We start from the raw sequence: 21,483 nt of genomic DNA, 5'->3' as shown, positions 1-21,483 counted from the left end.
GATCCCGTGCTACGTTCGCCGCATGGCCGAATCCGTCGTACTAGATCCGGTGGATCTTCATCTGCTGACGCTGTTGCAGAACGACGCACGGACGACGTACCGGGACCTGGCCGCGCAGGTGGGCGTCGCTCCGTCGACGTGCCTGGACAGGGTGACCCGGCTGCGCCGGTCGGGGATCATTCTCGGCCATCAGTTGCGCCTGGATCCCGCGAAGCTCGGCCGGGGGCTGGAGGCCCTGCTGTCCGTGCAGGTCAGACCGCACCGGCGGGAGCTCGTGGGCCCCTTCGTGGAGCGGATCAGGGCCCTGCAGGAGTCGCGTACGGTCTTCCACCTCACCGGCCCCGACGACTACCTGGTCCATGTCGCGGTCGCGGACATGACCGATCTGCAGCGGCTGGTGCTCGACGGGTTCACGGCCCACCGGGAGGTGGCCCGGGTCGAGACCCGGCTCATCTTCCAGCAGTGGGACTGCGGCCCCCTGCTCCCGCCCCGGCCGGATCCGCTCGGCCCGGCCCGCCACGGGGCGCCCGCCGCCACGCCCTCAGCGGAATCGGGCTGACGCCGGCGGCGCCCCCGTATGAGGATGTCCGCATGTCAGACACCAACAGCCAGCTGCCCCGCGAGGTCGCCGACGCCTATGTCGACGCCCTCATCGCCCTCGACCCGGTCACCGGCACGTACCTCGGCGTGAAGGAGAGCGCCGGCAGGCTCCCGGACACCTCGCCCGCGGGCCAGGAGGCCCTCGCGGAGCTGATGCGGGCGACCCTCGCGCGGCTCGACGAGGCGGAGCGCCGGCCCGGTGCGGACAGCGACGCCGAGCGGCGCTGCGGACGGCTGCTGCGTGAGCGGCTCACCGCCGAACTCGGCGTCCACGAGGCCGACGAGGGTCTGCGCGCCGTGGGCAACATGCACACGCCCGCGCACTCGGTGCGCGAAGTCTTCACCGTGACGCCCATGGAGACGGACGAGGACTGGGCCGCGATCGCCGAGCGGCTGCGCGCGGTGCCGGCCGCGCTGGAGGGCTACCGCGCCTGTCTCGACCTCGGTCTCGAACGCAAGCTGTACGCGGGTCCGCGGCCGACCGCGACCTTCGTCGAGCAGCTCGGCGAGTGGGCGGACACGGACGGATCGGGCCGCGGCTGGTTCGAGGACTTCGCGTCGGCGGGCCCCGAAGCGCTGCGCCCGGAGCTGGACGAGGCGGCGCGGGCGGCGACCCGGGCGGTCGCGGAGCTGCGGGACTGGATGCGCGACGTGTACGCGCCGGCCGTCGAGGGCGCGCCGGACACGGTGGGCCGCGAGCGGTACGCCCGCTGGTCGCGCTACTTCAACGGCACGGATCTGGACCTGGACGAGGCGTACGCGTACGGCTGGGCCGAGTACCACCGGCTGCTCGCCGAGATGAGGGCCGAGGCGGAGAAGATCCTGCCCGGCGCCGAGACGCCCTGGGTGGCGCTCGCGCACCTGGACGAGCACGGCAGGCACATCGAGGGCGTCGACGAGGTCCGGGCGTGGCTGCAGGGCCTGATGGACCAGGCGATCGAGGAGCTGGACGGCACCCACTTCGAACTGGCCGACCGGGTACGGAAGGTGGAGTCGTGCATCGCGCCGCCGGGAGGCGCGGCGGCCCCGTACTACACGGCGCCGTCGGAGGACTTCTCGCGGCCCGGCCAAACCTGGCTGCCCACGATGGGCGAGACCCGCTTCCCGGTGTACGACCTGGTCTCGACCTGGTACCACGAGGGCGTCCCCGGTCACCATCTGCAGCTCGCGCAGTGGGCGCACGTCGCCGAGAACCTCTCCCGCTACCAGGCGACGGTCGGTGGCGTGAGCGCCAACTGCGAGGGCTGGGCGCTGTACGCGGAGCGGCTGATGGACGAGCTGGGCTTCCTCACGGACGCGGAGCAGCGGCTCGGCTACCTGGACGCCCAGATGATGCGCGCGGCCCGGGTCATCGTCGACATCGGCATGCACCTGGAGCTGGAGATCCCGGCGGACTCCCCCTTCCACCCGGGCGAGCGCTGGACCCCGGAACTGGCGCAGGAGTTCTTCGGCGCGCACAGCAGCCGCCCGGCGGACTTCGTGGAGAGCGAGCTCACCCGCTACCTCACGATCCCCGGACAGGCCATCGGCTACAAGCTGGGCGAGCGCGCCTGGCTGCTGGGCCGTGAGAAGGCGCGGCAGCGCCACGGCGACGCCTTCGACGCGAAGGCGTGGCACATGGCGGCGCTGTCGCAGGGCTCCCTGGGCCTGGACGACCTGGTCGACGAGCTCGCCCGGCTCTGACCTCGGACAGGCGGGCGCCGCCTCCGGCGGCCGGGGCTTCCCGGCCGCCGTGCGCGCCCGCGCGCTCCCGTCGCCTGCGCGGTGACGGGATCAGCGCGCCGCCGGACGCAGCCGCACGAGGTGCAGGGACGTCCCGGGAGCCGGCCGCGCGGACGCCGCGCGGACCGCGTACCGGCCGGGGGCCAGCGCGACCCGGACATGGTCCTCCGCCCGTTCGGCGTCCGGACCGGTGTGGGCCGCGTCGAACAGGAGCACGTCGCCGGGGACGTCCCAGTGCGCCTGCGGTCCCCAGTCGGCCGAGTGGAGCGCCGCCGGGACGCAGGCCAGCAGCCCGGCCTCGGAGTCGGCGGCCGACCACCGTACGAAGACGCCGTGTTCGGGCAGGTAGGCGGTGGCGGCGGGCTCGTCCCCGAGGACCAGGGCCCTGGTGTCGCCGACGGGCACGAGTCCGACGGCCCCGTCCACGTCACAGGCGCGGTCGTAGTCGGACGACATCTCGTCGCCGTCCGCTCCCGACCAGAACGGCAGCACCACCTCCGGGACGACTATGAGCGGGCCGCCGCCCGACTCCACCCACTCGACCGCACCGGGATCCTCGTATCTGACCATGCGCAGAAGTTACCCGCACGCGCCGTGCCGTCCGCGGTCAGCAGCCGCAGTCGTCCGCGTCCTCGGGAGCCGTCAACGGGTCGGCGGGGCGCCGCACCCGGCCCTCCCGGGTCTCGAACGCGAAGCCCTCGCGCACCCAGTACTCGAAGCCGCCCAGCATCTCCTTGACCTGGAAGCCTAGTTCGGCGAGGGCGAGGGCGGCCCGGGTCGCGCCGTTGCAGCCGGGGCCCCAGCAGTAGGTGACGACGGGGACGGACCGGTCGAGGAGCTGCTCCGCCCGGCCGGGAATCAGCGCGGTGGGCAGGTGGACGGCGCCCGGTACGTGCCCCTGGTCCCAGGACTGCGTGGACCGCGAGTCGAGGACGACGAAGCCGGGGTCGCCGCCGGCCGCGAGCGCGGTGGCGACGTAGGAGACGTCGGCGTGGAAGGCGAGACTCCCGCCGAAGTACGCCGCCGCCGCGGCGGGCGGCGCGGGCGCGACCCGCAGTACGGGGTTCGGCGCCCCGGTGGCCGTGGCCGTGGCCGTGACGCCGACAGCGGGTGTGGCCGTCGCTCCCTTGGTGCTCGTGGGCGTGGGCGTGCTCATGATGTGGTTCTCCCCTCCCGGTCCCGGCCGGCCCGGCGCGTTCCCCGCGCCCGCCCGGCGGGACTTCCATGGACGGAAATCTACGGCCGGTGATCGTCTTCCTGAAGGTGCGATCCACGGCACAGCCCTTGATCGGCCGGGGATTCTCCTGCACTCTCTGGCGCATGACCGCTCATTCCCCGGACGCCACCGACTGGCGCATCCTCGACGTCCTGCAGCGCGAGGGGCGGGCCAGTTTCGCGGAGCTGGCCCGTGCCGTCGCCATGTCGCCGAGCGCGGTGACCGAACGGGTCCGCCGGCTGGAGGAGGCGGGGGTCATACGGGGGTACGCGGCCGTCGTCGACCCGGAGCGCCTCGGACTGCCGATCCTCGCGTTCGTCCGGCTGAGATACCCGACGGGCAACTACAAGCCGTTCCACGACCTCGTCGCCACCACGCCCGAGATCCTGGAGGCCCACCACGTCACGGGCGACGACTGCTTCGTGATCAAGGTCGCGGCCCGCTCGATGAGCCACCTGGAGGAGGTGTCGGGCAGGATCGGCGCGCTCGGCTCGGTGACGACGAGTGTCGTCTACTCGTCACCGCTGCCCAGGCGCCCGCTCGGTCACTGAGCAGGCGCGCCCCGCTGCCGCACGACCGATCCCGTCCTCCCCTTCACGACCTCCAACTGGGCGTGCACCCGCCGTCGCAGGTCGGCGACGTGGCTGACGATGCCCACGCTGCGGTCCCGTTCCCGCAGCGAGTCGAGCACGTCGAGGACCTCGTCCAGGGTCTGGTCGTCGAGGCTTCCGAACCCCTCGTCGATGAAGAGCGTGTCGAGCCGCACTCCGCCGGACTCGTCGGTGACGACGTCGGCGAGGCCGAGGGCGAGCGCCAGGGAGGCGAAGAAGGTCTCGCCCCCGGACAGGGTCGAGGTGTCGCGCTCGCGTCCGGTCCAGGCGTCGACGACGTGCAGGCCGAGCCCGCTGCGGCCGCGGCCCGCGCGGTCGTCGGAGTGGACGAGGGTGTAGCGGCCGGACGACATCCGCTGCAGCCGGGCGGTCGCGGCGGCGGCGACCTGCTCCAGCCGGGCGGCGAGGACATAGGACTCCAGGCGCATGCGGCGCTCGTTCTCGGCCGAGGTGCCCGCGGTGAGCGAGGCCAGCCGGGCCACCCGGCCGTACTCCTCGCGCAGCGGTGCCAGCAGGCGGGCCCGCCGGGTGGCGTGCGCCGACAGCCGGTCGAGGTCGGCGCAGCGGCGCCGGGCCGCGTCCAGGGCGGAGGCGGCCCGCTGCAGCCGCCGGGCGGACGACTCGGCGGCCTGTTCGGCGGCGGGCACGTCGGCGGCGGGCTTCCGGGCGGCGGCGGCCGTGTCGGGCTCGGCGAGGACCGCGCGGACCGCCCCCTCCTCCGACTGCCAGGAGTCGAGGCGCCGTTGCAGGTCGCGGTGGGCGGCGGCGTCGAGGAGGGCCGCGGCCGCCTCCGGGGGCGTGTCGAACCCGGCGCGGAAGGCCGCGTCGGCCAGGCGCGCGTCGGCGTCCTTGAGGCGCCGCGCGGTGTCCTCGGCGGCGCGCACGGCGTCGGCGGCCTCCGTGAGCAGCGCGATGAGCCCCTCCAGTTCCGCGGTGCGTGCGGCGACGCTGCCGACGGCGCCCCGGGCCTGCGCGACCTCCGTACGCAGTGCCGTCCTCTCCCGGTCCAGGGCGTCCCGTCGGGCGACCCGCGACGCGGCCCGTACGGCCGCGGCCTGCCGGGCGGCGACGCGCCGCTCGTGCTCGCGTTCGGCCTGGGCCAGCGTCTCCCGTGCGGCGTGGAGTCCCGACGCGGTGGCGCGGGCCTCGGTGTGCTGCCGCTCCAGGTCCTCGGTCTCCCGGGCGAGTCCGGCGGTGGGGGCGTCGCCGGACTCGGCGGTGGCGGCGGCCAGGGACTCCCGTACGGCGGCGAGCCCGCGCTCGTCCTCGGCCCGCGCCTCGTCGGCCTCCTGGTGGGCGGCGAGGGCGCGCTCCTCGGTCTCCCGGTCGACGTGGCCGGCGATCCGCCGCGCGGGTGCGGGGTGTTCGGTGGCGCCGCAGACCGCGCAGGGTTCGCCGTCGGCCAGCCGGGCGGCGAGTTCGGCGGCGATGCCCTGGAGGCGCTGTTCCTTCAGGTCGAGCCAGTGGGCCTTGGCGGCGGCGGCGCGCTCGCGAGAGGCCAGCGCGCGCGCCCGGGCCGCGTCCGTCTCCCCGGCGAGCCGGTCGCGCAGATGGGCGGCGGCGAGCCGGGCCCGGGCTGGTTCGCGCAGGCCGGCGAGGTGCTCGGCGCGCGTCGCGGCCTCCTGCGCCCGGTCGACGTGGGCCTGGAGGCCGGCGCGGACGGCCGTCCAGTCGGCGATCCAGCCCTCGGCGTCCTGGAGGGCGTCGTCGTCGGAGCGCTCCTGGCGGTCCAGGGCGTCGCGCTCCCCGGCCAGTTCGTCCAGCCGCTGCTCCGCGCGGCGCGCCGACTCCAGGCCGCCCAGTTCCTCGGACGTACGGCGCGCGGCGGCCGCGAGCGCGGCGGCGCCCGAGCCCGCGGAGGTCTGCGGCAGCGCGGCGAGAGCGCGTGCCTCCCGGGCGCTCGCCCGCCGGTGCTCGGCCTCGGCCGTCTCGCGCAGGCCGAGCGCGGGTGCCACCGTCTCGGCCTTGCGGCCGCGCTCCATCCGGCGGGTCGCCTCGCGCCGTGCGGCGGACTGCTCCTCCAGGCGGGCGGCCCGTTCCCGCGCCTCGGCGAACCGGCGCTGCAGCCGCGCGGCTTCCCGTACGTCGTCGAGGGCGCGGTCGGCGGTGGCCCGCGCCGACTCCGCCGCCGTACGGGCGCAGTGGGCGATCGTGAGCCGTTCACGGGCGGTGGCGCGGGCGAGGGCCGCGGACACCAGGACCGCCTCGGCGAGTCCGGGGTCGCCGGCGCCGAGGCCGGGGAGCTCCATGGAGTCGCCCGCCGCCTGGTGCATGCGGTGCGCGTCGGCGAGCAGTTCGGTGTCGCCCGCACGGACCTCGGCCTCGGCCGCCCGGCGCCGCTCGGCGAGGCGCTTCTCTACCTCGGCGAAGCGGCGGGTGTCGAAGAGGCGGCCCAGGAGCTTGCCCCGGGCCTCGGCGTCGGCCCGCAGGAAGCGTGCGAAGTCGCCTTGGGGCAGCAGGACCACCTGGCAGAACTGCTCGCGGCTCATGCCGATGAGCTGGGTGATCTCCTCGCCGATCTCCTGGTGGGAGCGGCTGAGGTCCTTCCAGGCCGCGGTGGGCGCGTGGTACTCGCGCAGCGCGCTCTGGGCCTTCTCGGTGGTGGTGCCCGTGCCGCGCTTCTTGGGGCGCTCCCAGGGAGGCTGCCGGGTGATCTCCAGCCGGCGTCCGGCCACGGTGAGGTCGAGGCGCACCTCGGTGCGGGTCGTGGGTGCCGCGTGGTCGCTGCGCAGGGTCAGGCCCTGGGTGCCGCTCGGGCGTGCGCCGGGCACCGCGCCGTACAGGGCGTAGCAGACGGCGTCCAGGACGGAGGTCTTTCCGGCGCCGGTCGGCCCGTGCAGGAGGAAGAGGCCGGCTGCCGAGAGGTCGTCGAAATCGATCCGCTGGGCGCCTCCGAAGGGGCCGAAGGCGGTGATGTCCAGGGTGTGCAGTCTCACGGGGCGACCTCCCTGACCGTCGCGTCGGCGCGGACGGCGTCGAAGGCGTCCTGGAGCAGGGCCCGTTCCTCCGCGTCGGGTCCGGCGCCGCGGACGTGGGCCACGAAGTCGTCGGCGATCTCCCGGTCGGCGCGGCCCTCCAGGCGGCGGGCGTAGGAGACGTCCGGGTCGTCGGGGGGCCGCTCCGGGTCGAAGACGAGGCTGAGCGTGTGGGGGAAGCGCCCGGTGAGCCTCGCCATGGGTTCGGCGGGGCGGACGGGGTCGGTGAGGGTGGCCTCGACCCAGGCGTCCTCGTGCCGTTCGAGGGCGGGGTCGGCGAGCAGGTCGTCGAGGCGTCCGCGGACGCGGGCGAGGGCCCGGGGCACGGGGCAGTCGACGCGCTCCGCGCAGAACGCTCCGTGTGCTCCGTCCGCTCCGTGTGCTCCGTGTGCTCCGTGTGCTCCGAGGTCGACGAGCCACATGCTCTTGCGGTGCGCGGACTCCGAGAAGGAGTACGGCAGCGGCGACCCGGAGTAGCGCACGCGCTCGGTGATCGTCTGGCTGCCGTGCAGATGCCCGAGCGCCACGTAGTCGACGCCGTCGAAGACTCCCGCGGGGACGGCCGCGACGCCTCCGACGGTGATGTCCCGCTCGCTGTCGCTGGCCTCGCCACCGGTGACGAAGGCGTGGGCGAGGACGACGGAGCGGGTGCCGGCCGGGCGGGCGGCCAGGTCCGCGCGGACCCGGTCCATGGCGGCGGCGAGGACGGCCTCGTGCCCGGCCCGCTCGACGCCGAACTCGTCCATCACCAGGGCCGGTTCCAGGTACGGCAGCCCGTAGAGCGCGACGTCGCCGTGGGCGTCGGCCAGGACGACGGGGGTGCCGCAGGCGGAGGGCTCGGTCCGCAGATGGACTCCCGCCCGTCCGATCAGCCCGGCGCCGACGCCGAGGCGCCGTGCCGAGTCGTGGTTCCCGGAGATCATCACCGTGGGCACGCCGAGGGCGGCCAGCCGGTGCAGGGCGTCGTCGAAGAGCTCCACCGCGGCCAGGGGCGGCACCGCACGGTCGTACACGTCGCCCGACACGACCACCGCGTCCACGCCGCGCTCACGCACGGTGGTGACCAGGTGGTCTATGAAGTCGGCCTGGGCGCCGAGCATGTTCACCCGGTGGAACGCCCGGCCGAGGTGCCAGTCGGACGTGTGCAGAAGCCTCATGATCCCTGAGACTATCGGGCGGGTCGGACATCACGGGCGGCTGTTCCCGTGCCCCCTCACCCAACGGGCTCCGCCCGCCCGGAAAGAGAGCGGTCCGCCCGCCACGCGCGCGTGGCCGACGTCACAGGCCGCTCGTGCTCCATGCGCGCGTGGAGCACTGAGTCCCGCACACGGCTCACGCGGGGGCGCTCACGCGTCCCCGTACGCCTCTGCCCCGAGTTCGAGGCGCGCCGTGCCGGCCGTCGCGTCGGCGAGCCATGCCGTGAAGCTGTCCACGTCGGCGTCCGGGAGCCCGATCTCGATCGTGACCCGCTCCCCGTAGCGGACGTCGCGCACCTCGCGGCCGGTGGACCGCAGATCGTTGTGCACCTTGCCCGCGCGCTGGTGGTCGACGGTGACGGTGGCGAGGCGGAAACGTCTGCGGGTGAGGACGTCCAGCGCGTCCAGCGCCTCCCCGACCGCCCCGCCGTACGCGCGGATCAGCCCGCCCGCGCCCAGCTTGACTCCGCCGTAGTAGCGGGTGACGACGGCGACGACGTACCGCATGTCCCGGCGCAGCAGCATCTGCAGCATGGGGACGCCCGCGGTGCCGCCGGGTTCGCCGTCGTCGCTCGCCTTCTGCACGGCGGCGTCGGCGCCGATGACGTACGCGAAGCAGTTGTGCGAGGCGTCGGCGTGCTCCTTGCGGATCCGGGCGACGAAGTCCTGCGCCTCCCGCTCGGTGGCCGCCGGGGCGAGCGCGCACAGGAAGCGGGAGCGGTTGACCTCGGTCTCGTGCACGCCCGCGCGGGCCACTGTGCGGTACTCGTCCTGCATCCCGCCAGGGTATGCGCCCCGCAGGCTACTTCCGGCCCCTGGGCACGATCACCGCGGTGAGCAGCGTGCCGCCGGGGGCGAGCGCCTCCCAGGAGTGCCCGTGCCAGGACAGGACGGCGATCGCGGAGGTCGGGAACTTGGCGCGGACGTCGTCCAGCGTGTGTCCCACGCCGTCCCCGGCCAGCTCCAGGACCAGGTTCTCCAGCCCCGGGTTGTGGCCGACCAGGAGCAGGGTCCCGACGTGCGGCGGTGTTTCGCGCACCGCGCCCAGCAGGGCGGGGACGCCGACGGCGTACAGGCGCGGGTCGTACCGCACGGGCGGCGGGGTGCCCCACTGGTCCGCCGCGAGTTCCCAGGTCCGGCGGGCGCGTACCGCGGTGGAGCACAGGGCGAGATCGGGCAGGCAGTCGTTCTCGGCGAGCGCGCGCCCCGCGGCCGGGGCGTCGCGGCACCCGCGCGGTGCGAGCGGTCTCGCGTGGTCGGCGACGCCCTCGGGCCGGGCCGACTTGGCGTGCCGCAGGACGACGAGGCGGCGCCGGGGGCCCGCGCCGGCGCGGGCGATCACGCGGGCGCCCCGATGTCACGGGTGAGTTCGAGGCCGAGGAGCCGGTCGGCGTAGGCGTACGTCTCGAAGCGGGCGCCGTCCGGCAGGTCCTGGGCACTCTCCACGCGGCGCAGGACGTCGAGCACGGCGGGCACGTCGAGGTCGTCCTCCCACGCGGACCGCAGCTCCTGGCGCACGGTGGCGGGCACGGGCCTGGAGGGCCGGGTGGCCCAGCGGGCGACCGCGGCGCGCCAGCGGGCGAGGGTATCCCCGGCCGCTTCGAGGCCGGTGCCGTCCAGGTCCACGGGCAGCGTGCGGGGCACCGAGAGCAGGGCCATCCGCAGGGCGCCGGAGGCGGCGGCGGTGCCCCGCACCGGCGCGACCTCCAGGCACGGGCCGTCCGGCGCGGTGTCCCCGGGGGTGAGGACGTGGACGGCGGGGCCCGGGCCGAGGGTGTCGGACTCGGCCGGGCGGATGCCGAGCACGTCGGCGTCGGCACGCAGCCGCGGGGGCGGGTCGCCGACCGTGACGACGGGCGTTCCGCCCATCTCCAGGGCACGGGCGAGCACGTCGGCGACCAGGAGCACCCGCAGGGCCGACGGGCCGGCCCCGGAGACGTGCGCCTTGACGCGGGTCAGGCTCCGGCGGGCAGGAGCGACGTCCGTGGACTCGCCGGTTCGGGCATCCGTGATTCGCAGCACGATGCGAGCGTAGGCGCGCGCGGGCCGGGGTGCGGGGAGGTCGGGAATCCCCGGGCGTCCCGGGCTGTTGCCGCGTGAGGACGAGTCGGCCCGTCACGGGCCCGCGCACGAAGGAGAGTGCCCATGTACGGCGCCCCCCGGACGATCCGCAGGATTCTCACGGAACTGGGCGACACCTGGGCGGTCGTGGGCCTGTCGTCCAACGAGCGGCGTGCCGCCTACGGTGTCGCGGGGGTCCTGCGGAGCTTCGGCAAGCGGATCGTCCCCGTGCACCCGAAGGCGGAGACGGTGCACGGGGAGAAGGGGTACGCGTCGCTGTCCGACATCCCCTTCGCCGTCGATGTCGTGGACGTCTTCGTCAACAGCGGCCTCGCGGGCCCCGTGGCCGACGAGGCCGTCCGCGTCGGAGCCGCGGCGGTCTGGTTCCAGCTGGGGGTCGTCGACGAGCCGGCGTACGAGCGGACCAGGGCGGCCGGGCTCGACATGGTGATGGACCGCTGCCCGGCCATCGAGATCCCGCGGCTGGGCTGAGCGGCACCGGCGGGGCGGCCGTCAGGCCACGCCCAGGCCCTCCAGCACCACCGCGTTCGGCAGTTCGGCGAACGCCTTGCCCGGTACGAGGAGTTTGCCCCGGCGGCGGCCGCTGCCGACCAGGACGTACGGCAGGTCGACGACGGCCTGGTCCACCAGCACCGGCCAGTCGCCGGGCAGTCCGACGGGCGTGATGCCGCCGTACTCCATGCCGGTCTCGCCGGTCGCCGTGTCCATCGGGGCGAACGAGGCCTTGCGCGCGCCGAGGTGGCGGCGCACCACACCGTTGACGTCGAGGCGGGTGCCGGAGAGGAGGACGCACGCGGCGAGCGTGGCCTCGCCGCCGCGCTTGCCCGCGACGACGACGCAGTTGGCGGACGTGTCGAGGAGTTCCTTGCCGTAGTGCTCGACGAAGGCCGCGGTGTCGGCCCGGCCGGGGTCCGTGTCGACATAGAGGATCTGGTCGGCGGGCACGCCGCCGCCCCAGCGGCGCACGGCGTCGGCGACGGGGGCGGTCAGTTCGCCGAGGCAGTCGGGAGCGGGCGTGGCGTGGTCGAAGTCTCCGATGGGTGCGCGCATGGCGGCACGCTAACAGCCGGGTGGCCGGTGCCGGCCGGGCGTCTCAGTGCACCGGCGGGACGGAGACCGTCATGATCAGCTCGACGGGCACGTCGCCGTCGTTGCCGTACGTGTGCGGGGTGTTGGCCTCGAAGGAGGCGCTGGCGCCGGCCGGGACGCGGTGCTCCACGCCGTCGACGGTGAGGGTCAGTTCGCCGGTCGTGACGTGGATGAGTTCGACGGTGCCGCCGGGGTGCGGATCGGAGGGGCTGCCCTCTCCGGGCATGAGCCGCCAGTCCCACATCTCCAGGGGGCCCGGGGCCTCGGTGCCCGCGAGGAGCCGGTTGTAGCTGCCCCCGTCGGTGTGCCACAGCCGTACGGCCTGCTCGGCCGGGACGATGCGGACCTTCGGGCCCTGCTCGTAGTCGAGCAGGGTCGTGATGCTGACGCCGAGCGCGTCGCCGATCTTGACGACCGTCCCGAGGCTGGGGTTGGTCCTGGCCTGCTCGATCTGGATGAGCATGCCGCGGCTGACGGCCGCACGGGCGGCGAGCGCTTCCAGGGTGAAACCGCGCTCGGTGCGCCAGCGTTTGACGTTGCGCGCCAGGGACTGGGTCAGCAGGTCGAGGTCCGACACATTCCGTCCAATATTCTGGATGACAGAGTTCAGTGCAATGAACTACGGTGTGGTGCACCCGATCGTTCACCGCACTGTACTGCGAGGCCTCCCATGACAGCACTCCTCGCCCTGGCCACCAGCCTCCTGTGGGGGCTGGCGGACTTCGGCGGCGGGCTGCTGACCCGCCGCGTCCCGGCCCTCACCGTGGTGGTCGCCTCGCAGACGGTGGCCGCCGCCGTCCTCGGCGCGATCGTGCTCGCCACGGGCGGCTGGAGCGAGGCCGGACCCCAGCTGTGGTTCGCCGTCGCCGCGGGCCTGGTCGGCCCGGTGGCGATGCTCGCCTTCTACAAGGCCCTCGCGCTCGGTCCCATGGGCGTCGTCTCGCCGCTCGGCTCACTGGGCGTCGCCGTCCCCGTCGGTGTGGGCCTGGTGCTGGGCGAGCGCCCGGGCCTGCCGCAGTTCGCGGGCATCGCGGTCGCCGTCGCCGGCGTGGTGCTCGCGGGCGGTCCGCAGCTGAAGGGGGCGCCGGTGCAGCGGCAGGCGATCCTGCTCACGCTGGTCGCCGCGTTCGGTTTCGGCGCGGTGATGTCCCTGATCGCGGAGGCGTCGACGAACCTCACGGGGCTGTTCCTGGCACTCTTCGTGCAGCGCGTGACGAACGTCGCCGCGGGCGCCGCCGCGCTCGGCCTCTCCGTACGGCGCGGGGCGAGGGCACTGCCCGAGGACGGCGGCATGGCGGTCGTGCGCCGGGCCCTGCCCGCGCTCGCCTTCGTCGGCCTCGCCGACGTCGCGGCCAACGGCACGTACTCCGTCGCCGCCCAGACGGGCCCGGTCACGATGGCGGCCGTGCTCGCCTCCCTCTACCCGGTCGTGACCGTCCTCGCGGCGCGCGGCTTCCTCAGCGAACGCCTGCGCGGCGTGCAGGCCGCGGGCGCGGGCCTCGCCCTGGTCGGCACGGTGCTGCTGGCGACGGGCTGAGCCCGCCCCGCTCAGGACTCCGCGCGCACGTCGTCGCGGGCACCGTCCCCGTCGAGGGTGTCCAGCCCCGCCAGGCCCGCGACGCTCTCGTCGTCGAGTCCGGCCAGGGCCAGCAACTGGTCCGGCGTGACACCCTCGGGGACGGGGACCGGCGCCGGGGTGCGCATCGGCGGCTGCCAGCCCTCCCGCGGGTCCCACCGGCGTACGACGCGCGCGGGGGCGCCCGCCACGACGGCGTGGTCCGGCACGGTGCCCCGGACGACCGCGCCGGCCGCGACGACGACGTTCCGCCCGATCCGCGCCCCCGGCAGGATCACCGCACCGGTCCCGATCCAGCAGCCCGGCCCGATCTCGACCGGCTCCATCCGCGGCCACTGCTTGCCGATGGGCTGGTGCGGATCGTCGTACGAGTGGTTCGTGGACGTGACGTACACGTACGGCCCGAAGTAGCAGTCGCTGCCGATGGTGACCGTGGTGTCGGCGATGACGTGGCTGCCGCGGCCGAGCACGACGCCGTCGCCGACGCGCAGGATCGGGTCGGGGCCGAGGTCGAGGTCCGGCATCAGACCGGCCGTCAGCGTCACCTGTTCGGCGACGATGCAGTGGGAACCGAGGTGGATCCACGGCTCGCCGAAGACCGTGCCGAGCGGGAAGGCGAGCCGGGTGCCCGCGCCGATCGCGCCGAAGCGCAGCCGCCCCGGCCGGTCGGCGCAGACCGCGCCCGTGCGCTGCACCCACGCCCATCCCGCGTGCACGGCGCGCTGCGCGAGACGTCGTCGCCATGATGTGAACGTGTTGCTGCTCCTGGGCACCCGCTCACGGTACTCAGCGTGACGTGCGCCGACGGCGCCCGCCTCCTGTGATCTTCGCCCCACCCGGCCACGAAGGGCCGGCGGTCATCGCCTACCGTGCCCGTAGCGACGGCCGGTGACGAGGGACGAGGAGACGGCGATGACGCACGAGGCGCTGATCACGGGCGTGGGCGGCAAGGCCCCGGAGGTGGACCCGGACGCGTTCGCGGCCCCGACGTCCGTGGTGCTCGGCGAGGTGACGCTGCACGCGGGCGCGAGTGTCTGGTACGGAGCGGTGCTGCGCGCCGACTGCGGGCCGATCGTCATCGGCACGGACAGCAACATCCAGGACAACTGCACGCTGCACGTCGATCCCGGCTTCCCGGTGACGGTCGGCGAGCGGGTCTCGGTCGGACACACCGCGGTGGTGCACGGCGCCACCGTCGAGGACGACTGCCTGATCGGGATGGGCGCCACCGTGCTGAACGGCGCGGTGATCGGGGCCGGTTCACTGGTGGCGGCGCAGGCGCTGGTCCCGCAGGGGATGCGGGTGCCGCCGGGCTCGCTCGTCGCGGGCGTGCCCGCCAAGGTCAAGCGCCCGCTGACCGACGAGGAGCGCGAGGGCATCTCGTTGAACGGCACGATGTACGCGGAGCTGGCCAGGGCCCACCGCGCGGCGCACGAGGAGAGCTGACCCGGCGTCCGGCGGGCCGGAGAATGTCCGACACATGGGCGCGACGCCGCGGGCATGTGCCGGACACCCCTACTCGGCGGCCGCGACCGGCTTCGGCTCGGCCGGCTCCAACGCGGCGGCCGCCTCGGCCGCCGTCTTCCTCGCCTTGCGCTTGAGGACCAGCATCGAGGACAGGCCGATGAGCACCGCGACGACCAGGCCGAGCCACGAGAAGCGCTTGAGCCAGTCCTCGGCGACCACGCCCACGTAGTAGATGACGGCGGTGGTGCCGCCCGCCCAGATGATCCCGCCGAGCACGTTGGCGATCAGGAACTTCCAGTACGGCATCCGCAGCACGCCCGCGAGCGGGCCCGCGAAGATGCGCAGCAGGGCGACGAAGCGGCCGAAGAAGACGGCCCACATGCCCCACTTCTGGAAGGAGCGCTCGGCCGTCGCGACATGGCTCTGACCGAAGTGCCGGGGGAACTTCGCGCCCAGCCAGGCCAGCAGCGGACGTCCGCCCTTGCGGCCGATGGCATAGCCGATGGAGTCGCCGACGATGGCTCCCAGACTGGCGCAGACGCCGAGGACGACCGGGTTGATGCCCGTGTGCTGCGAGGAGAGCAGCGCGGCGGACACGAGGATGATCTCCCCGGGCAGCGGGATGCCGAGGCTCTCCAGCATGATGACCAGGGCCACCAGGGCGTAGATGCTGACCGCCGGCACCGTCTCGAGCCACTCCTGGACGTGCAACGCCGGTTCCTCCCGTTGTCCCTGTGCGTGAGCTGTGCCGGGGCCGTGCACGCGCGGAACACGCGTCACATGCGTCGCACACGCACAGGAGAACGGCCCCGGCGTGCGCGCGGCGTGCGCTCCCCCCGGAGCGCACCCCGAAAGCCTACCCGCTCACCCGCGCGGACGGCGTCGGCTCAGCCGTGGGGACGGAGGGTCCAGACGACGGTCATCTCGCCGGTCACCGCGCCGTCCTCGCGCCGGATGGCGATGGAGACGGGGAATTCCGGACGCTCGCCGGCGTCGAGTTCGGCGACGACGCCGGCGGCGGGACGGCCCAGCGTGGCCGTGGCCGTGACCGGACCCATCGCCAGCTTCCGGTAGGCGATCTCGGCGCTGACGGCGAGGGGCACGGCGCGCGACAGCTGCTCGCCGAACGCGGCCAGCACGATCGCGCCGCTCGCCGACTCGCCGAGCGTGAACATGGCTCCGGCGTGCGGTCCGCCGACATGGTTGTGGAAGTCGCCCTGGTCCGGCAGGGACACCACGGCCTTCTCCGGGGTGGTCTCCAGGAACTCCAGGTGAAGGGTGCGTGCCATCGGCACCGTGGCGGCGAGCATCTCGCCGATCGACATCTGTTCTGCGCTCATGGCGCGAGGTTACCCGTGAGTAGCACCTGGTGAACAGGCCCTGCCGATGATCGTCGTATCGTTGCCGTCCATGCGGCCAGGAGAGAACCCACCGGACGGCGGACAGCCCAACCCGTACCGGCAGCCGGGGTATCGGCAACCGAACCCGTATCAGCAGCCGGCGCCCTGGGACGCCCCGACGGTGACCGCCGGCGCGACGACGCCCCCTCCCCCGAGCGGCGGGGGCAGCCGCACGAGGATCGTCGCGATCGCCGCCGCGGCGGCCGTCGTGATCGCGTCGGGCGTGACCGGCTTCGCACTGCTGGGCGGGGACGGGGACGACGGCGCGGACCCCGGCCCGACCGCCTCGCCCACGCGGACGTCGAGCCCGTCCGGCGACGACCGGGCACGCGACGACGGTCCGAAGCCGACCGTCGCGGGCTGGAAGAGCGTGGTGAACCCCGAACGCGGCATCGCCTTCGACGTGCCCTCCGGCTGGAACCTGAAGTCCACCAGCTGGGCCACCTTCGTCACGGACCCCGACGACAAGCCCCTCATCGGCTTCCGGGCGCCCGCCTTCATCCAGGAGAAGTGGTGCGGCTCGGACGACGACAGGGACGGCACCAAGGAGTACTCACCGCTGGGCGCGGCGGGCACCCGGCGCGTCAAGGGCGCCAGGAACACCGAGGAGGCCGCCCGCGAGAACGCGGCGACCTGGGTCTACGGCGCCTTCGCCCAGCCCGACAGGAAGCTGGTCACATCCGGCCCGGTGACCTCGTACACGACCAAGTCCGGCATCAAGGGCAGTCTGGCCACGGCGTCGTCGTCCGGTGTGGAGAAAAAGCAAAAGTGTGACAGCGACGGCAAGGCCACGGTGTTCGCCTTCGAGGACCCCTCGGGCGACATCGTGTCGTGGGCGTTCTTCGGCGCGAAAGGCGTGTCCGACGAGGTGTCCGACGCGACGGTCCGGAAGATCGTCGCCACCGTACGCCTCTACGACGACCCCACCGGATCCTGATCCGGTACACGGCTGACAAGAGGCAGTGACCTGAACGTGTCACAGGCGGCATTAGTGTTGCTGCCCATGTGGCCAGGACAGCAGCCGCCCGGGGGCGAGCAGAACCCGCAGGATCAGAACCCGTACCAGCAGCCGGGGTACCAGCAGCCGAATCCGTATCAGCAGCCCGGATATCAGCAGCAGAACCCTTACGGCCAGTCGCAGCCGCAGTGGGGGGCTCCCACGGAGCCGATCGGGGCTCCCGCCCCCCCGAGCGGCGGTGGCGGCAACAGGACGAAGCTCACCGCCGTCATCGCGGCGACGGCCGTGGTCGTGGCCGCCGGCGTCACCGGTTTCCTCGTACTCGGAGGGGACAAGGACGACGAGGCCGACGGCGGCGGCAAGAGCGCCAAGACGTCGAGTGCCGCGCCCAAGGACCCGACCTCGTCCGCCTCGGCCGACAACCCGCGCGGCGGCGAGGAGGAGAAGGCGACCGTCCCGGGCTGGAACGTCGTCATCAACCCCAAGTGGGGTACGGCCTGGGACGCCCCGTCCGACTGGACGGTCGAGTCGCCCGACACGTTCATCGGCTTCGAGGACGAGCAGAAGGACGACGGCTCCGCGATCATCGGCATGTCGGCACCCGCCTACTACAAGGACAAGTGGTGCTCGTCCGACGACGACAAGGACGGCAACAAGGACTACACCCGGCTTGCGGCGGCCGGCACCAAGGGCCAGAACGGCGCCAAGAGTCTCGCCCAGGCCGCCCGCAGCGACTCGGCGACGTGGGCCTTCGCGGGCTACACGGGCCAGTCGAAGGCCGAGGAGAAGAAGATCAAGATCGGCAAACCCAAGGACTACACGACGAAGTCCGGCCTCAAGGGCAGCATCGCGACGAGCTACACGACCGGGGTCGAGAAGAAGAACAAGTGCGACTCCAACGGCAAGGCCACGACGTTCGCCTTCAAGAACTCCAAGGGTGACTTCGTCTCCTGGAGCTTCTACGGGGCGAAGGGCGTCGACGAAGAGGTGTCGGAGGAGACGATCATGAAGATCGTCGACACGGTACGGCTGCACGGGGAACCGACCGGCTGACCGGGACCCACCGGCGCCCGCACGGACGGGCGCCGGGCCACGGACCCCTGCCGCTCCCGGCCCGCGCGGTCACGGCCCCGCCCGACCGCGCCGCGTGCCCGTCACGGGACCGCGCGGGGGCGGGACCGTGCCCGTCACGGTCCCGCCCCGCTCATCCGATGCCGAAGGCTCCGCTCGGCGGAACCGGGGACGGGACCGCGTCTGTGTCGTGCACGGGCTCGGCGGTGCCGATGAAGTCCCGTAGCGCCGCGCCGTGTTCCACGCGCGCGGGGAAGGCGTCCGAGGCGGTACGGCGGGCCAGCGCGGCCGTGTCGAGCGGCCGGTGGGAGGCCAGCAGCACCGCGTTGCCGAACCGGCGCCCGCGCAGCACCCCCGGTTCCGCGATCAGCGCCAACTCCTCGAACACGGTGGCGAACGTGGCCAGCTGGGACCTGAGGAAGGCGAACGGCGCCGCGTCGGCGAGGTTGGCGAGGTAGACCCCGTCGGGGCGCAGCACCCTCTCGGCCAGCCGCGCGTACGTCACGGACGTGAGGTGGGCGGGGATCCGGGAGCCGCCGAAGACGTCCGCGATCACCACGTCGGCGCGGCCGGGCTCCGCGTCCTCCAGCCAGCCGCGGGCGTCCGCTCCGTGCAGGGTGATCCCCGCGTCTCCGGGCACCGGAAGACACTCCTCGACCAGGGCCAGCAGGCCCCGGTCCGCCTCCATCACGTCCTGCCGCGAGCCGGGCCGGGTCGCGGCGAGATACCGGGGCAGGGTGAGCGCGCCGCCGCCGAGGTGCAGTACGTCGAGCGCGGCCGCGGGCCGGGCGACCAGGTCCAGCACGTGCCCGAGCCGGCGCGCGTACTCGAACTCCAGGTGCGTGGGCACGTCCAGGTCGACGTACGACTGGGGCGCCCCGTCGACCGTGAGCAGCCATGCCCGGTCCCGGTCGACGTCGGGCAGCAGCTTGGCACGCCCGTGATCCACGTCCCGCGTCACGGGTATCGGCTCGTCCACGGATCCATTGTGCCGTGAGCGGCAATCCGTCACGGCGCGCGGGGAAGCGTGTGCCCGCCCGTCCCCCGGAGGGACGGGCACACGCGCCGGTCAGCCGACGGAGGTCACCGTTCCGGCGCCGACCGTCCTGCCGCCCTCGCGGATGGCGAAGCCCAGGCCGGGCTCCAGCGGCACCTCGCGGCCCAGCTCCACCGTCATCGTGACGGTGTCGCCGGGCCGCGCGAGCGCCGTCCCACCGAGGTCGACGTCCCCGACCACGTCCGCGGTGCGGATGTAGAACTGCGGCCGGTAGCCGGTCGCCACCGGGGTCGTACGGCCTCCCTCGCGCGCCGACAGCACGTACACGCGCGCCGTGAAGCGGCGCGCGGGCGCGACGCTACCGGGCGCGGTGACGACATGCCCGCGTCGCACCGCGTCGCGCGGCACCCCGCGCAGCAGCAGCGCCACGTTGTCGCCGGCCTGGGCCTCCTCCATGGGCTTGCCGAAGGTCTCCAGGCCGGTGACGACGGTCTCCACGGACGCGCCGAGCACCTCGACCCGGTCGCCGACGCGGACCGTGCCCCGCTCGACGGCGCCGGTCACGACGGTGCCGCGCCCGGTGATCATGAGCACGTTCTCGACGGGCAGCAGGAACGGCGCGTCGAGGTAGCGCTCGGGCATCGGCACGTACGTGTCCACGGCGTCGAGCAGCGCGTCGATCGACGCGGTCCAGCGCGGGTCCCCGTCGAGCGCCCGGAGCCCCGACACCCGGACGACGGGTACCGAGTCGCCGCCGTAGCCGTGCGCGGTGAGCAGCTCGCGGACCTCCAGCTCCACGAGGTCGGCCAGCACCGTGTCCTCGCCGTCGTCGACGGCGTCCGCCTTGTTGAGGGCGACGACGATGTGGTCGACGCCCACCTGCCGGGCCAGCAGCACGTGCTCGGCGGTCTGCGGCATGATCCCGTCGAGCGCGGACACGACGAGGATCGCCCCGTCGAGCTGGGCGGCGCCCGTCACCATGTTCTTGACGTAGTCGGCGTGGCCCGGCATGTCGACGTGCGCGTAGTGCCGGGTGTCGGTCTCGTACTCGACGTGCGCGATGTTGATGGTGATGCCGCGCGCGGCCTCCTCCGGGGCCCGGTCGATCCGGTCGAACGGGACGAAGGCGGAGGAACCGCGGTCGGCGAGGACCTTGGTGATGGCGGCGGTCAGGGTCGTCTTGCCGTGGTCGACGTGACCCATCGTGCCGATGTTGAGATGCGGTTTGGTGCGGACGTAAGCCGTCTTGGGCATGGCTCTGCCTCGAAGCCTCTTCTGCGGGAAACGCGTGATGGTCCCGGCGGGCGGGACGGGGACCCCGAGAACCTGCCGACCCTCCCCCTGCGGGGTCCGCCGGACGATCCGGGGAGGGTCAGCTTCGTGCGCCGTCGACGGCGGCGAGGATGACGGGGACGGCAGCCTTCGGGGCATCCGCGACCGCGGATGCTGCGAGGAGGAAGGCGTGCCGGAACATGAGACAGATCATCGCCGACGCGTGACGCCACGTCGAATGGTTTTGGGACTGGGGGAGTTGTCGCCGCGGCGGCCGGGCTCCGCGCACCCGCCTCCCCGCCGATGCCCCGGCTCCTCCGTGCCCCCGTGACGCCGGGACGCTGTGACGCCCGGATGCCGGGACGCTGTGACGCAGGTGAGACGGACCCTACGGCGATCACACACATTTGTCGGTTAGTGTCACCGGATGCTCGATGCCACCACCCGCTCTGGGGGCACCGCCACGGCCTCTCCCCCGGCCACCGCTTCCGTCACGGCGCCCGGCGTCGCGGCGCCCGGTGTCTCGGCGCCCCTCGCCCTCGACCCGCCGAGAGCCGCGGGTTTTGCCGCCCGGTGCACGAGAGCACTGCTCTCCCCCTGGTCACGGCTCTCGCTGCTCGTGGCGCTGCTGGGCGGTGCGGCGTCGTGCGTGCTGCTGTTCCAGCCGCAGCGGCTGCTGTCCGACGGCTGGCCGCCCCAGCTCGGCGGTGCCGCGGCGGCGCTGGTGTTCGCGGTGGCGTACGGACTGTGCACCGTCGCGTTCGTACCCCGGCCGCTGCTCAACCTCGCGGCGGGCGCCCTCTTCGGCTCCCAGCTGGGGATCGGAGCCGCGCTCGCGGGCACGGTGCTCGGGGCAGGGGTCGCCTTCGGACTGGGCCGGATCCTCGGACAGGACGCCCTGCGCCCCCTGCTGCGGGCCCGCTGGCTCAAGGCGGCGGACGGTCAGCTCAGCCGGCACGGCTTCCGCTCGATGATGGCCGTCAGACTCTTCCCGGGCGTCCCGTTCTGGGCGGCGAACTACTGTGCGGCCGTCTCCCGCATGGGCTGGCTGTCGTTCCTGCTCGCGACGGCCCTGGGCTCGATCCCGAACACGGCGGCGTACGTGGTCGCCGGGTCCCGCGCCTCGGCGCCGACGTCACCGGCGTTCCTCATCGCGATGGGTTTCATCGCGGTACCGGCCCTGGCGGCCACGGTCGTGGCCTGGCGCAAGCGCCATCACCTGCGCGGCCACTGACGCGGCGAGCCCGCTGA

23 protein-coding genes are annotated in these 21,483 nt (G+C 74.0%); 9 read left to right on the top strand and 14 right to left on the bottom strand.

From position 1 onward, the window contains the following. The first annotated feature begins 22 nt into the window (after positions 1–22). Together ACFY93_RS16540 and ACFY93_RS16535 are read left to right on the top strand one after the other, a co-directional pair. Entirely contained in the window at positions 23–559 is a 537-nt protein-coding gene (locus ACFY93_RS16540) for an AsnC family transcriptional regulator (protein WP_391358814.1), read from the top strand. Between the two features lie 32 nt (positions 560–591). After that, on the top strand, positions 592–2,283 hold the full coding sequence (locus tag ACFY93_RS16535; RefSeq protein WP_391358811.1) for a DUF885 family protein: 1,692 nt from the start codon (positions 592–594) through the stop codon (positions 2,281–2,283). Positions 2,284–2,373: 90 nt separating this feature from the next. Here ACFY93_RS16535 and ACFY93_RS16530 read toward each other — a convergent pair whose 3' ends face one another. Both ACFY93_RS16530 and ACFY93_RS16525 read right to left on the bottom strand, forming a co-directional pair. Beyond that, a complete protein-coding gene (locus ACFY93_RS16530) occupies positions 2,374–2,892 on the bottom strand; it encodes an Imm21 family immunity protein (protein ID WP_391358809.1) in 519 nt (172 codons plus the stop codon). A 37-nt stretch (positions 2,893–2,929) separates the two neighbouring features. Next, positions 2,930–3,478, bottom strand: coding sequence for a rhodanese-like domain-containing protein (locus ACFY93_RS16525; protein ID WP_391358806.1), 549 nt, complete (start codon positions 3,476–3,478; stop codon positions 2,930–2,932). Between the two features lie 164 nt (positions 3,479–3,642). Between ACFY93_RS16525 and ACFY93_RS16520 the strand changes: the two genes are divergently transcribed. After that, positions 3,643–4,089 carry a winged helix-turn-helix transcriptional regulator gene (locus tag ACFY93_RS16520; protein WP_391358803.1) on the top strand — a complete coding sequence of 149 codons (447 nt, stop codon included), beginning with the start codon at positions 3,643–3,645 and terminating at the stop codon, positions 4,087–4,089. Here ACFY93_RS16520 and ACFY93_RS16515 read toward each other — a convergent pair. The 5 genes from ACFY93_RS16515 to ACFY93_RS16495 all read right to left on the bottom strand — a co-directional run bounded on the left by ACFY93_RS16515 (position 4,083) and on the right by ACFY93_RS16495 (position 10,342). After that, entirely contained in the window at positions 4,083–7,085 is a 3,003-nt protein-coding gene (locus tag ACFY93_RS16515; RefSeq protein ID WP_391358800.1) for an AAA family ATPase, read from the bottom strand. The two genes, ACFY93_RS16520 and ACFY93_RS16515, sit on opposite strands and share 7 nt — an antisense overlap. Further along, positions 7,082–8,281, bottom strand: a complete 1,200-nt coding sequence (locus tag ACFY93_RS16510) for an exonuclease SbcCD subunit D C-terminal domain-containing protein (protein WP_391358798.1) — start codon at positions 8,279–8,281, stop codon at positions 7,082–7,084. Before ACFY93_RS16510 ends, ACFY93_RS16515 begins: the two co-directional genes overlap by 4 nt. 189 nt (positions 8,282–8,470) lie before the next feature. Continuing rightward, complete coding sequence (locus tag ACFY93_RS16505; protein WP_391358796.1) at positions 8,471–9,097, bottom strand: YigZ family protein; 627 nt, start codon at positions 9,095–9,097, stop codon at positions 8,471–8,473. Between the two features lie 25 nt (positions 9,098–9,122). After that, complete coding sequence (locus ACFY93_RS16500; protein ID WP_391358794.1) at positions 9,123–9,662, bottom strand: histidine phosphatase family protein; 540 nt, start codon at positions 9,660–9,662, stop codon at positions 9,123–9,125. Further along, on the bottom strand, positions 9,659–10,342 hold the full coding sequence (locus tag ACFY93_RS16495; protein ID WP_391358791.1) for a hypothetical protein: 684 nt from the start codon (positions 10,340–10,342) through the stop codon (positions 9,659–9,661). Before ACFY93_RS16495 ends, ACFY93_RS16500 begins: the two co-directional genes overlap by 4 nt. A gap of 123 nt (positions 10,343–10,465) precedes the next feature. On the opposite strand from ACFY93_RS16495, the gene ACFY93_RS16490 reads away from it, so the two are divergent. Next, positions 10,466–10,873 carry a CoA-binding protein gene (locus ACFY93_RS16490; RefSeq protein ID WP_391358789.1) on the top strand — a complete coding sequence of 136 codons (408 nt, stop codon included), beginning with the start codon at positions 10,466–10,468 and terminating at the stop codon, positions 10,871–10,873. A 21-nt stretch (positions 10,874–10,894) separates the two neighbouring features. On the opposite strand, the gene ACFY93_RS16485 is transcribed toward ACFY93_RS16490, so the two are convergent. Both ACFY93_RS16485 and ACFY93_RS16480 read right to left on the bottom strand, forming a co-directional pair. After that, positions 10,895–11,452, bottom strand: coding sequence for a YbaK/EbsC family protein (locus ACFY93_RS16485; RefSeq protein WP_391358787.1), 558 nt, complete (start codon positions 11,450–11,452; stop codon positions 10,895–10,897). A gap of 43 nt (positions 11,453–11,495) precedes the next feature. Then, complete coding sequence (locus ACFY93_RS16480) at positions 11,496–12,068, bottom strand: cupin domain-containing protein (RefSeq protein WP_391358784.1); 573 nt, start codon at positions 12,066–12,068, stop codon at positions 11,496–11,498. 93 nt (positions 12,069–12,161) lie between these two features. Here ACFY93_RS16480 and ACFY93_RS16475 point away from each other — a divergent pair, with 93 nt between their 5' ends. Further along, positions 12,162–13,028, top strand: a complete 867-nt coding sequence (locus tag ACFY93_RS16475; protein WP_391358780.1) for an EamA family transporter — start codon at positions 12,162–12,164, stop codon at positions 13,026–13,028. Between the two features lie 11 nt (positions 13,029–13,039). On the opposite strand, the gene ACFY93_RS16470 is transcribed toward ACFY93_RS16475, so the two are convergent. After that, positions 13,040–13,840: a DapH/DapD/GlmU-related protein gene (locus ACFY93_RS16470; protein ID WP_391358777.1), complete on the bottom strand. Its 801-nt coding sequence runs from the start codon at positions 13,838–13,840 to the stop codon at positions 13,040–13,042. Between the two features lie 139 nt (positions 13,841–13,979). Here ACFY93_RS16470 and ACFY93_RS16465 point away from each other — a divergent pair, with 139 nt between their 5' ends. Continuing rightward, positions 13,980–14,513 carry a DapH/DapD/GlmU-related protein gene (locus ACFY93_RS16465; RefSeq protein WP_391359345.1) on the top strand — a complete coding sequence of 178 codons (534 nt, stop codon included), beginning with the start codon at positions 13,980–13,982 and terminating at the stop codon, positions 14,511–14,513. A gap of 69 nt (positions 14,514–14,582) precedes the next feature. Here the strand turns inward: ACFY93_RS16465 and ACFY93_RS16460 are convergent, their stop codons facing one another. Next, positions 14,583–15,245 carry a VTT domain-containing protein gene (locus ACFY93_RS16460; RefSeq protein ID WP_391358775.1) on the bottom strand — a complete coding sequence of 221 codons (663 nt, stop codon included), beginning with the start codon at positions 15,243–15,245 and terminating at the stop codon, positions 14,583–14,585. Positions 15,246–15,421: 176 nt separating this feature from the next. Continuing rightward, positions 15,422–15,859 (bottom strand): DUF4442 domain-containing protein, encoded by a 438-nt coding sequence (locus tag ACFY93_RS16455; RefSeq protein WP_391359342.1) that lies wholly within the window; start codon positions 15,857–15,859, stop codon positions 15,422–15,424. 85 nt (positions 15,860–15,944) lie between these two features. Between ACFY93_RS16455 and ACFY93_RS16450 the strand changes: the two genes are divergently transcribed. Together ACFY93_RS16450 and ACFY93_RS16445 are read left to right on the top strand one after the other, a co-directional pair. Beyond that, positions 15,945–16,871, top strand: coding sequence for a hypothetical protein (locus ACFY93_RS16450; protein WP_391358773.1), 927 nt, complete (start codon positions 15,945–15,947; stop codon positions 16,869–16,871). A gap of 66 nt (positions 16,872–16,937) precedes the next feature. Then, the gene (locus tag ACFY93_RS16445) at positions 16,938–17,945 is read left to right on the top strand and encodes a hypothetical protein (RefSeq protein ID WP_391358771.1); all 1,008 of its coding nucleotides are present in this window, start codon (positions 16,938–16,940) and stop codon (positions 17,943–17,945) included. A 151-nt stretch (positions 17,946–18,096) separates the two neighbouring features. Here the strand turns inward: ACFY93_RS16445 and ACFY93_RS16440 are convergent, their stop codons facing one another. Together ACFY93_RS16440 and tuf are read right to left on the bottom strand one after the other, a co-directional pair. Further along, positions 18,097–18,942: a fused MFS/spermidine synthase gene (locus ACFY93_RS16440; RefSeq protein ID WP_391358768.1), complete on the bottom strand. Its 846-nt coding sequence runs from the start codon at positions 18,940–18,942 to the stop codon at positions 18,097–18,099. A gap of 90 nt (positions 18,943–19,032) precedes the next feature. Beyond that, positions 19,033–20,214: an elongation factor Tu gene (gene tuf / locus ACFY93_RS16435; RefSeq protein ID WP_391358765.1), complete on the bottom strand. Its 1,182-nt coding sequence runs from the start codon at positions 20,212–20,214 to the stop codon at positions 19,033–19,035. A 445-nt stretch (positions 20,215–20,659) separates the two neighbouring features. On the opposite strand from tuf, the gene ACFY93_RS16430 reads away from it, so the two are divergent. Beyond that, positions 20,660–21,466, top strand: a complete 807-nt coding sequence (locus tag ACFY93_RS16430) for a VTT domain-containing protein (protein WP_391358762.1) — start codon at positions 20,660–20,662, stop codon at positions 21,464–21,466. The last annotated feature ends 17 nt before the right edge of the window (positions 21,467–21,483 follow it).

Source organism: Streptomyces sp. NPDC008313, assembly GCF_042956125.1.
Lineage (GTDB): Bacteria > Actinomycetota > Actinomycetes > Streptomycetales > Streptomycetaceae > Streptomyces.
Note: the sequence above shows the minus strand (reverse complement) of the source record. Positions and strands in the feature narration are given on the sequence as shown.

Excerpts from the sequence above, each read along its gene's own strand:
- ACFY93_RS16445 (WP_391358771.1), top strand. The coding sequence starts at position 16,938 with ATGTGGCCAGGACAGCAGCCGCCCGGGGGCGAGCAGAACCCGCAGGAT.
- ACFY93_RS16530 (WP_391358809.1), bottom strand. The coding sequence starts at position 2,892 with ATGGTCAGATACGAGGATCCCGGTGCGGTCGAGTGGGTGGAGTCGGGC.
- tuf (WP_391358765.1), bottom strand. The coding sequence starts at position 20,214 with ATGCCCAAGACGGCTTACGTCCGCACCAAACCGCATCTCAACATCGGC.
- ACFY93_RS16540 (WP_391358814.1), top strand. The coding sequence starts at position 23 with ATGGCCGAATCCGTCGTACTAGATCCGGTGGATCTTCATCTGCTGACG.
- ACFY93_RS16455 (WP_391359342.1), bottom strand. The coding sequence starts at position 15,859 with ATGTCGATCGGCGAGATGCTCGCCGCCACGGTGCCGATGGCACGCACC.
- ACFY93_RS16465 (WP_391359345.1), top strand. The coding sequence starts at position 13,980 with ATGACGCACGAGGCGCTGATCACGGGCGTGGGCGGCAAGGCCCCGGAG.
- ACFY93_RS16535 (WP_391358811.1), top strand. The coding sequence starts at position 592 with ATGTCAGACACCAACAGCCAGCTGCCCCGCGAGGTCGCCGACGCCTAT.
- ACFY93_RS16525 (WP_391358806.1), bottom strand. The coding sequence starts at position 3,478 with ATGAGCACGCCCACGCCCACGAGCACCAAGGGAGCGACGGCCACACCC.
- ACFY93_RS16505 (WP_391358796.1), bottom strand. The coding sequence starts at position 9,097 with ATGCAGGACGAGTACCGCACAGTGGCCCGCGCGGGCGTGCACGAGACC.
- ACFY93_RS16490 (WP_391358789.1), top strand. The coding sequence starts at position 10,466 with ATGTACGGCGCCCCCCGGACGATCCGCAGGATTCTCACGGAACTGGGC.
- ACFY93_RS16520 (WP_391358803.1), top strand. The coding sequence starts at position 3,643 with ATGACCGCTCATTCCCCGGACGCCACCGACTGGCGCATCCTCGACGTC.
- ACFY93_RS16450 (WP_391358773.1), top strand. The coding sequence starts at position 15,945 with ATGCGGCCAGGAGAGAACCCACCGGACGGCGGACAGCCCAACCCGTAC.
- ACFY93_RS16430 (WP_391358762.1), top strand. The coding sequence starts at position 20,660 with ATGCTCGATGCCACCACCCGCTCTGGGGGCACCGCCACGGCCTCTCCC.
- ACFY93_RS16475 (WP_391358780.1), top strand. The coding sequence starts at position 12,162 with ATGACAGCACTCCTCGCCCTGGCCACCAGCCTCCTGTGGGGGCTGGCG.
- ACFY93_RS16510 (WP_391358798.1), bottom strand. The coding sequence starts at position 8,281 with ATGAGGCTTCTGCACACGTCCGACTGGCACCTCGGCCGGGCGTTCCAC.
- ACFY93_RS16485 (WP_391358787.1), bottom strand. The coding sequence starts at position 11,452 with ATGCGCGCACCCATCGGAGACTTCGACCACGCCACGCCCGCTCCCGAC.